At 67.2% G+C, this 12,580-nt stretch carries 14 protein-coding genes, 1 pseudogene and 1 riboswitch; of the genes and pseudogenes, 5 read left to right on the top strand and 10 right to left on the bottom strand.

The features are described 5' to 3' along the window. The 4 genes and pseudogenes from H0X91_RS35500 to H0X91_RS31755 all read left to right on the top strand — a co-directional run. A pseudogene (locus H0X91_RS35500) lies at positions 1-100 on the top strand (IS110 family transposase); the annotation flags it as partial. Positions 101-441: 341 nt separating this feature from the next. After that, positions 442-634: riboswitch (cobalamin riboswitch) on the top strand. 218 nt (positions 635-852) lie between these two features. Then, complete coding sequence (locus tag H0X91_RS31765) at positions 853-2,781, top strand: TonB-dependent receptor domain-containing protein (protein ID WP_196433660.1); 1,929 nt, start codon at positions 853-855, stop codon at positions 2,779-2,781. Between the two features lie 107 nt (positions 2,782-2,888). After that, positions 2,889-3,461, top strand: coding sequence for a TetR/AcrR family transcriptional regulator (locus tag H0X91_RS31760; protein WP_080331704.1), 573 nt, complete (start codon positions 2,889-2,891; stop codon positions 3,459-3,461). A gap of 22 nt (positions 3,462-3,483) precedes the next feature. Beyond that, positions 3,484-4,494: an alpha/beta hydrolase gene (locus H0X91_RS31755; protein ID WP_058903151.1), complete on the top strand. Its 1,011-nt coding sequence runs from the start codon at positions 3,484-3,486 to the stop codon at positions 4,492-4,494. Positions 4,495-4,551: 57 nt separating this feature from the next. Here the strand turns inward: H0X91_RS31755 and H0X91_RS31750 are convergent, their stop codons facing one another. Next, positions 4,552-5,184 (bottom strand): LysE family translocator, encoded by a 633-nt coding sequence (locus H0X91_RS31750; RefSeq protein ID WP_196433659.1) that lies wholly within the window; start codon positions 5,182-5,184, stop codon positions 4,552-4,554. Positions 5,185-5,300: 116 nt separating this feature from the next. On the opposite strand from H0X91_RS31750, the gene H0X91_RS31745 reads away from it, so the two are divergent. After that, positions 5,301-5,762, top strand: coding sequence for an Lrp/AsnC family transcriptional regulator (locus tag H0X91_RS31745; protein ID WP_006483067.1), 462 nt, complete (start codon positions 5,301-5,303; stop codon positions 5,760-5,762). 112 nt (positions 5,763-5,874) lie between these two features. Here the strand turns inward: H0X91_RS31745 and H0X91_RS31740 are convergent, their stop codons facing one another. The 9 genes from H0X91_RS31740 to H0X91_RS31700 all read right to left on the bottom strand — a co-directional run bounded on the left by H0X91_RS31740 (position 5,875) and on the right by H0X91_RS31700 (position 12,569). Beyond that, positions 5,875-7,101, bottom strand: coding sequence for a collagen-like triple helix repeat-containing protein (locus H0X91_RS31740; RefSeq protein WP_196433658.1), 1,227 nt, complete (start codon positions 7,099-7,101; stop codon positions 5,875-5,877). A gap of 243 nt (positions 7,102-7,344) precedes the next feature. Beyond that, on the bottom strand, positions 7,345-7,692 hold the full coding sequence (locus H0X91_RS31735; protein WP_060263940.1) for a copper-binding protein: 348 nt from the start codon (positions 7,690-7,692) through the stop codon (positions 7,345-7,347). Positions 7,693-7,744: 52 nt separating this feature from the next. Then, positions 7,745-8,536 carry a DUF2182 domain-containing protein gene (locus H0X91_RS31730; RefSeq protein WP_006494795.1) on the bottom strand — a complete coding sequence of 264 codons (792 nt, stop codon included), beginning with the start codon at positions 8,534-8,536 and terminating at the stop codon, positions 7,745-7,747. Continuing rightward, on the bottom strand, positions 8,533-9,177 hold the full coding sequence (locus H0X91_RS31725) for a DUF1326 domain-containing protein (protein WP_006491659.1): 645 nt from the start codon (positions 9,175-9,177) through the stop codon (positions 8,533-8,535). Before H0X91_RS31725 ends, H0X91_RS31730 begins: the two co-directional genes overlap by 4 nt. A gap of 167 nt (positions 9,178-9,344) precedes the next feature. After that, positions 9,345-9,644, bottom strand: coding sequence for a hypothetical protein (locus tag H0X91_RS31720; RefSeq protein WP_011547642.1), 300 nt, complete (start codon positions 9,642-9,644; stop codon positions 9,345-9,347). Positions 9,645-9,861: 217 nt separating this feature from the next. Beyond that, the gene (locus H0X91_RS35495; RefSeq protein WP_369719009.1) at positions 9,862-10,248 is read right to left on the bottom strand and encodes a hypothetical protein; all 387 of its coding nucleotides are present in this window, start codon (positions 10,246-10,248) and stop codon (positions 9,862-9,864) included. A gap of 80 nt (positions 10,249-10,328) precedes the next feature. After that, positions 10,329-10,856 carry an acyltransferase gene (locus H0X91_RS31710; protein WP_034202303.1) on the bottom strand — a complete coding sequence of 176 codons (528 nt, stop codon included), beginning with the start codon at positions 10,854-10,856 and terminating at the stop codon, positions 10,329-10,331. Positions 10,857-10,858: 2 nt separating this feature from the next. Continuing rightward, positions 10,859-11,803, bottom strand: coding sequence for an electron transfer flavoprotein subunit alpha/FixB family protein (locus H0X91_RS31705; protein WP_062885544.1), 945 nt, complete (start codon positions 11,801-11,803; stop codon positions 10,859-10,861). Positions 11,804-11,819: 16 nt separating this feature from the next. Then, positions 11,820-12,569: an electron transfer flavoprotein subunit beta/FixA family protein gene (locus tag H0X91_RS31700; protein ID WP_196433657.1), complete on the bottom strand. Its 750-nt coding sequence runs from the start codon at positions 12,567-12,569 to the stop codon at positions 11,820-11,822. Positions 12,570-12,580 lie beyond the last annotated feature (11 nt).

Below are 12,580 nucleotides of genomic sequence, written 5' to 3'. Positions count from 1 at the left end.
GAAGGTCGCCCTCGTCGCATGCATGCGCAAGCTGCTCATCACGCTCAACGCCATCGCTCGCACTGGCGAGCGTTGGCAGCCGGATTTCAATTGCGCATGACATGGGCTGTCTCAAGATGGTTGCTGTCATCGAGTGCGGGCCGTTCAGCTCGAACCCGCGATATCCACACGGTGCAATACGCGCCCGGGTTCCGCCTCGCCCGTTTGAACGAGATCGCGCACGCGAGCGGCAGGTTCGAACGGGAAGCTGTCGAGGGAAGCGCGGCCCGCGCAACGCGCCGAGCCGGTTCCGGCTCGAGGGCACGCGCTCGCCGCGTTTCGTCAGACCAGACGCACGGCCCGCGCGCATGAAACGAAAGGATCCGGAAAGCTGACGCCGGACAATGACGTTTTTTCGCATCCGCAGGCAGCCGGACGATTGACGTGCCCGAGCGCACGCCATTACCCTTGCGCGCTGATGGTTCCCGGAGACGGGATCAAAAGGGAACGCAGGCGAGGCAACGCCTCGAAGCTGCGGCTGCCCCCGCAACTGTGAGCGGCGAATCCGTGCCACCGCATGCCACTGGGAAACCGGGAAGGCCCGCACGGACGACGACCCGCGAGCCAGGAGACCTGCCATCGACCCGAGGTCCAGGCAGCCGCACCGGGCGGGGTGTCCCGATGCGCCAGGCGCCGCCCCCGGGTGGTCGCCCGTTGCATGGACGACCCGACCTCAGGATCCACCAGATGTCCATCGTTCCCGAATCCGCTTCCCGGCCGGAAGCGTCGCACCGACACGCCGTCGGCATCCGTTGCTTGTCCGCCCTCCGCTCACGATCGCCGTACCCGCTACTCGCTTTGTCCCGCCGTCTCATGAACCTTCGTCACCTGCTCGCCACGTCCGCCGCCACCGCGCTGCTTTCCCCGCTCGCCCATGCGGCGGGCGACACGGCGCCTGCGCAGCCCGCCGGGCCCGCGGAAGGGGCGGACCTGCCGACGATCAGCGTGACCGACACGCGGCACCTGCCCGAATCGTTCGACCGGCGCTACGCGTCGACCCAGGTGCTCACGCGCGACGATCTCGACCGGCTGTCGCCGGCCGACCCGAGCATCACGCAGGCGCTCGCGACGCTGCCGGGCGTGACCGTCGCGCAGAACGGCGGGCCCGGCTCGTCCGCGTCGGTCAGCATCCGCGGTTCGTCGGCGAGCCAGGTCGCCGTGTTCATCGACGGCATCCGGATCGGCTCGCCGACCACCGGCATCGCGCCGTGGGCCGACCTGCCGACCGACGCGTTCGAGCGCGTCGAGGTGATCTCCGGGCCGGCCGCCGCGTCGTTCGGCAACAACGCGATGGGCGGCGTCGTGCAACTCTTCACGCGCCGCGCCGCCCAACAGCCGAACCAGACCACCGTGTCGTTCGGCGGCGGCACGAACAAGACGTTCGACACGCGGTTCCGCACGTCGGGCACAGTGCCGTCGACGGGGCCGCTGGCCGCGCTCGGCGGGCTCACCTATTCGCTCGGGCTGCACGACTACAACACGGCCGGCATCGACGCGACGCGGCCGTTCTTCTACGGTCACGAAGACGGCCGCAATCCGTATCACGCGCAGGATCTCGACGCGCGGCTCGGCTATGCGCGCGACAACTGGTCGATCTCGACGTTCGCGCTGTACCACCGCTCCGACCTGTCCTACGACAACAGCGGCTACGCGAATCGCGAGCTCGATCACCAGCTGACGACCGGCGTCGCGTTCCATCTCGACATCACGCCCGATACGCAATTCGACCAGTCGTTCGGTTATGCGAACGACCGCCAGTTCATCTACGCGGACAACCCAGCCCTCGCGACGGACCAGATCAATTCGCAACGCATCAGCACGTCGACGTCGCTGACCCATCAGGCGCACGGATTTCATCTGTTCGGCCTGCCGCTGTCGGGCGAATCGAAGCTCGCCTACGATTTCACGCGCGAACAGGCGTTCCTGCCGGTCGACATTCCCGGTGGCGTACCGACGCGCAACGATTCCGCGTTCTCGCTGCACCAGTCGGCGACGCTCGGCAGCGTGACGATGTTCGTCGCGGGTCGTCACGAGATCGTCGCCGGGCAAGCGGTGAACACCGGCAACGCCGCGCTGTCGTGGGCGATCACGCCGGTCTACACGGCGCGCGTGTCGTACGGCAATGCATTCCGCCTGCCGACGTTCAACGACCTGTACTATCCCGGCTACGGCAATCCGAGCCTCAGCCCGGAACGCAGCACGTCGGTCGAGGCCGCGCTCGACGCGAACACGGCGTACGGCACCTTCACCGCGGCGATCTACGATACGCGCGTCAACAACCTGATCGCCTACAACCCGGCAACGTTCTCGCCGATGAACATCGGCCGTTCGCACATTCGCGGCATCGACCTGTCGTACAAGGGGACGATCGGCCGTTCAACGCCGGTGAGCATCGCGGTCGGCATCCTGAATCCGCAGGACGAGACCAACCAGACCTGGCTCAGCCGCCGGCCGCGCCAGACGGTCAGCCTGAACGTCGACCACACGTGGGACGAATTGAAGCTGCATGCGCTGAGCACGGGCGCGTCGCTGCTGTACGGCGGTTCGACGTTCGACGATCCGGCCAACCGGCAGTATCTGGCGTCGTACCTGACGGTGAGCCTGCGCGCGTCGTACCGGATCAATTCGCACCTGACCGTGTCGGCGTCGCTGTCGAACCTGTTCGACCCGCAGTACATGACCGCGTACGGCTACAACACGCTCGGGCGCACCGCGTTCGGCAAGGTCAGCTATACGTTCTGACGAGCTCACGCATCCGCATGAAGCGCCACGCCGGCACGCGCGGAAAATTGACATCGCGGCCAAACCTAATAGAATTAGTTTTTTGACTAATCCGCATAGCATTCGTCATGGCGCGTGCCGGCATTACCGTGGACAAGCTCGTCGAAGCCGGCGCGCGGCTCGCCGATGAAACCGGCTTCGAGCTGCTCACCGGCGCGGCGCTCGCGCGGCATTTCGACGTCAAGCTGGCGAGCCTGTATTCCCATATCCCGAGCTTCGACGATCTGAAGAGCCGGATCGCGCTGTTCGCGCTGCAGGAGCTGGCCGATCGCGCCACCGACGCGCTGGCCGGCCGCACCGGCAAGGACGCGCTGGCCGCGCTCGCGAACGTCTATCGCGACTACGCGCGGGCGCATCCGGGCCGCTTTGCGGCCGCGCGCCATCCGGTGAGCGCCGAACGGGCCGCGGAAAGCGCGGGCGGGCAGCTCGTCAGGATGACGTCGGCGGTGCTGCGCGGCTACGACCTGCCGGAAACCGAACAGGCGCATGCGATCCGCCTGCTCGGCGGCTTCTTCATGGGCTACGTGACGCTCGAAAGCGCCGGCGGCTTCTCGCACAGCGCGCCGGATTCCGACGCGTCGTGGGCGCGCAGCCTCGATGCGCTCGACGTGATGCTGCGTCACTGGCCGTCGGCCGCCTGACGCACCGAACGGAACCCGAGCGATGAAAGACAAACCCGACGGCGTCGTACTGCCGAGCCGTGTCGTTCCCTTCCCGACCTCGATCAGCGACGAAGCGCGCGCCGCGCTGCAACGCCTGACCGGCGACGACGGCGTGCCGCTGAACGCGTTGCACGTGATGCCGGCCCCGGACGATATCGACGCGTGGATGCGCGTGAAGGCCAGCGCCGACGCACATTACGCGGCCGCGGTCGAGCAGCTCGCCGGCTATCTGCGTTCGAGCGTCGAGACGATCCGCGTCGGCGATGCGGACGTGCATGTCGCGACACCGGAAGCCGAGGCTTCCAGCGCCTATGCGACCATCGACCTGCACGGCGGCGCGCTGGTCGTCGGCGGTGGCGCCGCGTGCCGTGCCGGCGCGCAGATGCAGGCCGACCGGCTCGGCGTGCGCTGCTACGGCGTCGACTACCGGATGCCGCCCGAGCATCCGTATCCGGCCGCGCTCGACGACTGCATCGCGACCTATGCCTACGTGCTGGAGCGCTACGCACCGGAACACGTCGTCATCGGCGGCCGTTCGGCCGGCGGCAATCTCGCCGCCGCGATGGTGCTGCGCGCCCGCGACGAGGGCCTGCCGCTGCCGGCCGCGCTCGTGCTGCTGTCTCCGGAAGCCGACCTGACCGAATCCGGCGACAGCTTCGAGACCAACCGCCTGGTCGACGTCGTGTTGCCGGGGCCGCTGATGGCGAACAATCTGCTCTACGCGAACGGCGCCGATCTCGCGCATCCGTACCTGTCGCCGCTGTTCGGCGATTTCGCCGCCGGCTTCCCGCCGACCTTCATCCAGAGCGGCACGCGCGACCTGTTCCTGTCGAACGCCGTGCGCCTGCATCGCGCGTTGCGACGCGCGCAGGTGCCGACCGAGCTGCACGTGTTCGAGGGGATGCCGCACGGCGGATTCATGGGCGCGCCGGAGGATATCGAGCTGAGCCAGGAAATCGCGCGCTTCGTGCACGCGCACCTGCACGCATCGAATGGAGCCGGCGATGAATAGAACCGCACCCGGGAACGACATCGGCATCGGCCGGGATCGCTGCGCTGCCCCGCGCGTCTAGATCAGTCCGCGCACGCCCGCGACCAGCTGGATCGCGCCGAATCCCGCGACGATCGCCGCCGACACGCGCGACAGCCCGTGCATGAACCCGAACGACAGCTTCGTGCGCAGCGCGGCGCTCGCGCCGCTCAGGCACAGCCACCACATGGCCGAACCGATGAACACGCCGGCGACCATCGACCCGACGGTGGCCTCCATCGCGCCTTCCTGCGTGCCCGGCAGCGGGCCGAGCGCCGCGAAGATCCCGACGAACGACACGATCGTCATCGGGTTCGACAGCGTGAGGCCGAACGTCGTCAGGAAATCGCGCAGGACCGTCGTACGCGGCAGCTCGCGTTGCCCCGCCGGCGCGGCCGGCGCCTGGCGCGCGATGGTCCACGCGAGCCAGACGAGAAACGCGCCGCCGCCGATTTTCAGGGCGACGGTCAGCATCGGGAACGCGGTGACGAGGCCCGCAACGCCCAGCGCGCCGAGCAGGCCGTAAATCGCGTCGGCGCATGCGGCGCCGACGCCCGTCGCGAATCCCGCCTGGAAGCCGCGGCTCAGGCTGCGCTGAATGCACAGCATGCCGATCGGGCCGACCGGCGCCGCGATCGACCACCCCATCACGACGGATTTGATGAACAGCATCGCCTGCTCCTTGCAGCATCCAGTGGATCGAACAGGCATCGTAGGGAAAGTCCGGCCCCCGCTGAATACGGTTTTTAAGGAAAAATAGGCACTCCACCTTAAAAACGCCCGCCGCGATGGACGATCTGGACTGGAAGATACTGGCGCTGTTGCAGGACAACGGACGCATCAGCTATACGGAGCTCGCGCGCCAGGTCCACCTGTCGGTGCCGGCGGTGACGGAACGCGTGAAGCGCCTTGAAGCCGCCGGCGTGGTCGAGGGCTACACCGCGCGGATCAACCCGTCCGCGGCAGGCTATCCGGTGAGCGCGCTGATCGGCATCACGGTGCAGCAACCGGCGAAAGCGAAGTTCCTGAAGCTGCTGGAGACGATTCCCGAAGTCGTCGAATGCCATCACGTGACGGGGGCGGATTCGTACGTGATGCGGTTGGTCGCCGTCAGCATGGCTCATCTCGAACAACTGATCGAACGCATCAACCTGTACGGCGAAACGCGCACGTCGATCGTGATGTCGACGCCGCTGCCGGCGCGCGGGCTCGCACGGCCGCCGTCGAAGCCCGGCGACACGCGCAGGTAGCGGGCCGCGGTTTCAGGCTCCATCGCCGGTCCCGGCCGGGACCGAAGACGACCGATGGCCGTCGTCTCCGGTCATGCGGCCGGGTTCCCGCATGGCGATCGGCACGAGCCGGCTATTTGCCGACCGCGCCGCCGAGCAGGCCACCCACCAGCGACGTCACCGGCGCGAGCGGGTTGGCGAGCGCGCCCAGCGGCGAGCCGCCGCCGCTCGCACCGGTCTCGGCGCCACCGTGCACGGTCGCCGGTATGCCGCCGACCACGCTCGTCACCAGACCGGCGACCGGCACCGCGCCGTTCGGGCCGCTCGGGTTCACGAGGCCGCCCGCATTGGTCACCGTGTTGCCGACCGCCCGGACGAGACCGCCGACCGCGCCGACGATCGGCTGCGGCGACGTGGACGTCACCTTCCATCCAGCCGACGTGATCGCTCCGCCGACCTGCCCGAGCAGGCCCGCGACCGGCTGCCCGAGGCCCGTTGCGGTGCCGGCCTGCTGCGTGAGCTGACCGGCCGTCGTCACGAGCGGCGTGATCGCCGTGCTGAGCGCCTGCGTCGCCTGCTGGACCGGGCCTGACGACAGGGCCGAGCCGAGCATGGTGCCGCCCGACTTCAGGCCGCCGGCCACCGTGTCGAGTAGACCGCCGACGGGCGTCGTAATCGGCGCGAGCGGCGACAGCGGGCCGGAGCCGAGCGCCTTCACCGTTTCGCTGAGACCGTTGACCGGGTTGCTGGTCGAGCCGACGAGGGTGCCGAGGCCCGTCACCGTCGTGCCGACCGGGTTCGGTGTGAAGCCGATCTGGCCGATACCGTTGCTCACGGCATTCGTCGTGTCGCGGATGAGCGTGCCGACGCCGGTGACCGTGTCGGCCGGCCCGGCCGTCATGGTCTTGCCGACGCCGGGCAGTGTCACGTCGCCGAGCGTCGAGCCCGCGGCCAGCACGACTGCGCCGACGGAACTGATGATGCCGTTGGTGCCGGGTGTACCGCTGGTTCCACTCGTGCCGCTGGTTCCGCTTGTGCCACTGGTTCCGCTTGTGCCACTGGTCCCGCTCGTGCCACTGGTGCCGCTCGTGCCACTGGTGCCACTGGTGCCACTGGTGCCGCTCGTCCCGCTTGTGCCGCTCGTCCCGCTCGTCCCGCTCGTCCCGCTCGTCCCGCTCGTCCCGCTCGTGCCGCTGGTCCCGCTCGTACCACCGGTTCCGTTCGTCCCGCTCGTACTCGTCCCGATGGTGTTGCCGGCCAGCGTCGGCGCCGTAATGTCACCGCCGCCGCACGCCGCGAGCGCACACGCAGTGGCAATGGCGGCGAGTGAAACGTTCGCCTTGGTGAAGTGATTGTGCATGGAAGCCCCCGTTCGCTATTCAGCTCGATCACGTCAACAAGCATCTAGCGTGCCATCTCCGTGGGCCTCCTTCACATTGTCACGATCGCCTTTCGATCGCGGTCCGGGCCGCACTGCGCGTCACGGCACATCGCGTGCGGATCGTGCGTCGCGGCGCGTCCCGTCCTGGCATTCCGATCGCGCTGACGTAACACCGGCCCCGCGTTACGTAGCACCGACCGGGAAAAACCGGCAGCATCCTCGTCACGGCCGCTTCACCAGCTTCACGATCGTCAGCGTGCCGTTGACGTTTTCCACCCGAACCCGAACCTTGTCGCCCACATGCAGCGGCGGGATCATCGCCACGTCGCCGGCCTTGAATGCCATCGTCATCGGCGGCATGCCGATGTTGTCGAGCGCGCCGTGCTTCAGCGTCACGAGCCTGCGGCCGGCATCGATTGCCTTGACTTCGGCATCGGTCAGCGTCGCATTCGACGCCGACATGGTCGCGTCGCCTGCGTTCATGCCCGGCATGTCGCCGCCGGCGAGCGCCGGCATGGCAATGGTCGCCATCGCGCACGACACGACGACAGCGCGAAAACAGGTCTTCATCGAGCATCTCCCGTCGAGCCAGCGCGTTTCCGTCGCCAGCCAGCGCCACGCATCACACGATCAACGTCGCACCGGCCCACGCGATCAGCACGACACCCAGCACGCGGCCGATACGCTCGCCACCGGGCAGCACCTTCTCCACGAACACGAACAGCGACAACGCGACGATCCACACCACGTTCATCACGCCGCCGACGAACAGCAGCGCCATCAGTAACCAGCAGCAGCCCACGCAAACGATGCCGTGCCGCACGCCCAGCAGGAAACTGCCGGCGACGCCCGGGCGCCAGTGCGCGACCAGGAATGCAGCCGGCGCCCGGCATTGCCGCAGGCACGCGCGTTTCAGCGGCGAGAATTGATAAAGCCCGGCCAGCGCCAGCACGATCGCGGAAAGGCGCGCACTCTTCGACCACAGCATCATCGCGGAGATCAGCCCGGCCGGTTGCAGCAGCGCCTGAAGCAGCGCCGCGCCGATCGAGAACGCGAGCCACGTCGTCAGATAGCCGGCCAGCAGCGCCACCGACGTGAACGCCGATCCCGTCGCCCCGTCGCCGTGCTGCCGTAGCACGCGCCGGTACAGCATCACGAGCGGCGCCGCGCCGGGCGTCATCATCGCGATCATCATCACCCACCACATCGCGATCACGGTCGGTAGAGGCGGATCCATGCTGCCCATGCCGTCCGCCAGCCGATGCGGAAACAGCGCGACGGTCGTCATCTCCCGCGCCGACATGCCGGTTCCCGCGCCCGTCCACAGATAGAACCAGCACAGGCCGACGAGCGCGGCCATGCCGATCAGCGTGACGGCGCGCTCGCGGGCGAGCCAGGTGTCGAACGGCGTCATGCCGCGGCGCGATGCCGAATCAGCCCGTGGTTGTTCAGATGCAGCCGCGCGAATTGCGCATAGGTTCCGTCGAGATTCAGCGCGATGTTGCCCTGCGAGCGCCCCGTGCCCGAACCGATCTCGGCCAGCTCGTATTCGAAACCGTGCGGCAGGTCGATCCGCACACGGTGCTCGGCACCCGTCACCGGATTGTGGATGGGTTCGCCGGCTGCGTCGAACACACCGTCCACGTGAATCCGGCCGCGCCGCGCATCGACGTCAACGTCGAAATCGATCTTCGTGAAGATCGGCTCGAACGCGTGCTCGAGCGTCGACGCATACACCGAAAACATCGTCGCGAACGGATCGGTATCCTGACCGGTCATGATCTTCAGCACGGCCTCGCGCTGTGCCGGACTGGCACGCTCGTCGACGATCGGTTGGCACTTGCCCTTGCCTTCGTGAACGGCGCCCGGCCACTGGAACACCACCGCGATCCTGACGCCATCGAGCACCACGTCGCCGTAGTGGCCGCTGTCGATCGAAATCGCCCCCATCGCTTCGCAGTTGCCGTTGGTCGGCAGCGCATTGAACTGGCAAGGGCAACCGTATGAGCAATTGCAACTGATCATTTCGGTTCCCTGAATTTCCCACGGCGTCATGGCTCCACCTCGCGCTCTGAAACAGACGAACGCTTCGAATCTAGTGCACGCGATCGGGGAAAGCAAAGCGGTCGTGGCGGCGTGAAAACCGAGGGTTCCGGCCTCACGTAAGACGTTTCAGGATGCGTTCGCCGGGTTGCGCCGGAAACCGTCTCGTCCGCCTGTTCTCACACGATCAGCGAAGCAACGATCGCGCACCACACGGCGCCTGCGCCGCACAGAAACACGCGCCGCGCGACGAACATTCGCGACTCGTCGTCGGGGGTTTTCATCGGCGACGTGGCAAGAAACGGCACGCTGGCGAGGCACGCGAAACCCGCCAGCGCGGGCACGATCACGACGTAGTCGCCGAACCGCCAGGGCAGCGCTTCGTGCAACCCCCAGTAGCCGAGAAACAGCATGCCCATCGAGAACATCGTCGCGGCGGCCGAACTGAGCGCGACCACCGATCCTGTCGGAAATTGCACGGGAACCTCCCCTCGCGCGACCCGCGCGCTGACGCCCATCTCGCCGGGGACCGCGATGACGGCGTCTGCCGGCGCAGACTCACGCGTTCATGTCCGGCTCGAACGCATCGCGTGCGCCGTCGCGACCAGGCAGCGAATGCGCGTTGTCACGGATTGACAGGCTCGGCCCGATCGAGCGGCCATGTCGTACCCGTTTAACGAGGACGTGCGTGGGCCGCTAACCCGGTTTTTTCGTGCCCTGCGCAACGGAAATCCACCCGACCACGGCCGCGGCGACCCAGCAGCAGGTGATCATCAGGTCCAGATCCATCCAGCCCTCGAAATTCGTACTGTTTTCGAAACTGCAGCGCTGATGGCCCCTGACCCACATGCAGCCGCTGATCAACTGCTGGACATGCATGTAGATGCTGTACACGGCAACGGCCGAAGCGATGATGGCGACCCGCAGGCTTATGCTCTTTTTCATTGACGCTGAAGGCGTGGGATGATTTCCCGACGATCTTAAGCCAATGGCGATGCATGACGCAATCGATCCGGTATCGTCCCGATTGACCCGCATGCGTAAAAGCGCATCGATTGTCGCAACCTCGACGGAAGCCGGCATGCGTCGCGACGGCGGAAGGATTTCGCGCGTTCTGGCGCGACGCCGCATGGATCCCGGGGCGGCTCCCGGCGCCACCCTACTCAATCGACGATCGGCCTGATCGTCTTCAGGCAATCCGCCGCCAGTTGCTGATAAATCCGCGTGCCATTCGCCTTCGCGTCGATCTCCGCGCCGCTCAGCCGGCGTACGACACGCGCCGGCATGCCCGCCAGCAGCACGCCGCGCGGCACGTCGTAGCCGGCCTTCACGAACGCACAGGCCGCGACGATCGTCGTTGCGCCGATCGTCGCACCGTCCATCACGACCGCATTCATGCCGATCATCGTGTCCGGCTCCAGCGTCGCGCCATGCACGATCGCGCCGTGGCCGATGTGGCTGTTCACGCCCAGCCGGCAGGTCTCGCCGATCCCGACGTGCAGCACGCAGCCGTCCTGCACGTTGCTGCCGTCTTCGACGACGATCGCGCCGAAGTCGCCGCGCAGGCTCGCATGCGGGCCGATGTAGCAGCGCGCGCCGATCGTCACGTCGCCGATCACGACCGCGCTCGGGTCGAGGTACGCGGACGGATCGACGCGCGGCCGCATCCCGTTGAATTCGAACAGCGGCATCGTCAGAGCGCCGCGACCGCTTCCGGCACGAGCGTGAACAGGTCGCCGACGACACCGTAATCGGCCACGCTGAAGATCGGTGCTTCGGGATCCTTGTTGATCGCGACGATCACCTTCGAATCCTTCATGCCGGCCAGGTGCTGGATCGCACCCGAAATGCCGACCGCGACGTACAGCTGCGGCGCGACGATCTTGCCGGTCTGGCCGACCTGGTAATCGTTCGGCACGTAGCCGGCGTCGACTGCCGCGCGCGATGCGCCGAGCGCGGCCTGCAGCTTGTCGGCCAGCGGCTCGAGCACCTTCGTGTAGTTTTCGCCGCTGCCCAGTCCGCGGCCGCCCGACACGACGATGTTCGCGCTGGTGAGTTCCGGCCGATCCAGTTTCGTCACTTCACGGCTCACGAAGTGCGACGTGCCGACGTCTGCCGCTGCGTCGATCCTCTCGACCGTCGCATTGCCGCCTTCCGCCGAAACCGGATCGAAGCCGGTCGCCCGCACCGTGACGACCTTGACCGGATCGCCCGACTGCACGGTCGCGATCGCGTTGCCCGCGTAGATCGGGCGCTCGAACGTGTCGGCCGATACAACAGCCGTGATCTCGGAAATCTGTGCGACATCCAGTTTCGCGGCGATACGCGGCGCGACGTTCTTGCCGTACGCGGTGGCCGGCGCGAGGATGTGCGAGTAGTCCTTCGCGATGTTCAGCGCGGTCGCTTCGACGTTTTCCGCCAGGCCTTCGGCCAGATGCGGCGCATCGGCCAGCAGCACCTTCGAAACGCCCGCGATCTTTGCCGCTGCATCGGCCGCCGCTTGCGCGTGGTGGCCCGCGACCAGCACGTGAACATCGCCGACGCCCGCGGCATCCAGCGCCCGTGCCGCGGCCACCGCATTCAACGTCGCGGCCTTGATCGACACGTTGTCGTGCTCGGCCATTACCAGAATCGTCATTTCGTTGCGTTCCCTGTTACAGCACCTTGGCTTCGGTCTTCAGCTTGCCGACCAGCGTCTGCACGTCCGGCACCTTCACGCCGGCCGCGCGCTTCGGCGGCTCGCTCACCTTCAGCGTCTTCAGACGCGGCGCGACGTCCACACCGAGGTCTTCCGGCTTCACCGTTTCCAGCGGCTTCTTCTTTGCCTTCATGATGTTCGGCAGCGTCACGTAGCGCGGCTCGTTCAGGCGCAGGTCGGTCGTCACGACCGCCGGCAGCGTCAGCGACAGCGTTTCCGCGCCGCCGTCGACTTCGCGCGCCACCGTCGCATGGCCGTTGGCGATCACGACTTTCGACGCGAACGTCGCCTGCGGCAGACCGGCCAGCGCGGCGAGCATCTGGCCCGTCTGGTTCGCATCGTCGTCGATCGCCTGCTTGCCGAGTATCACCAATTGCGGCTGCTCCCGGTCGACCAGCGCCTTCAACACCTTCGCGACGCCCAGCGGTTCGACGCCTTCATTCGACTCGACGAGAATCGCGCGATCCGCGCCGATCGCCAGCGCCGTGCGCAGCGTTTCCTGCGCCTGCGCGACACCCACCGATACCGCGACCACTTCGGTCGCGACTCCAGCATCCTTCAACCGCACCGCTTCTTCCACCGCGATTTCGTCGAACGGGTTCATCGACATCTTCGCGTTCGCGATATCGACGCCCGTCCGGTCGGATTTCACGCCGACCTTCACGTTCGCGTCGACCACGCGTTTCACTGCCACGAGCACTTTCAACTGCCTGTCTC

The sequence above is a fragment of the Burkholderia sp. 9777_1386 genome (assembly GCF_015712265.1).
GTDB classification, from domain to species: Bacteria; Pseudomonadota; Gammaproteobacteria; order Burkholderiales; family Burkholderiaceae; genus Burkholderia; species Burkholderia cenocepacia.
Note: the sequence above shows the minus strand (reverse complement) of the source record. Positions and strands in the feature narration are given on the sequence as shown.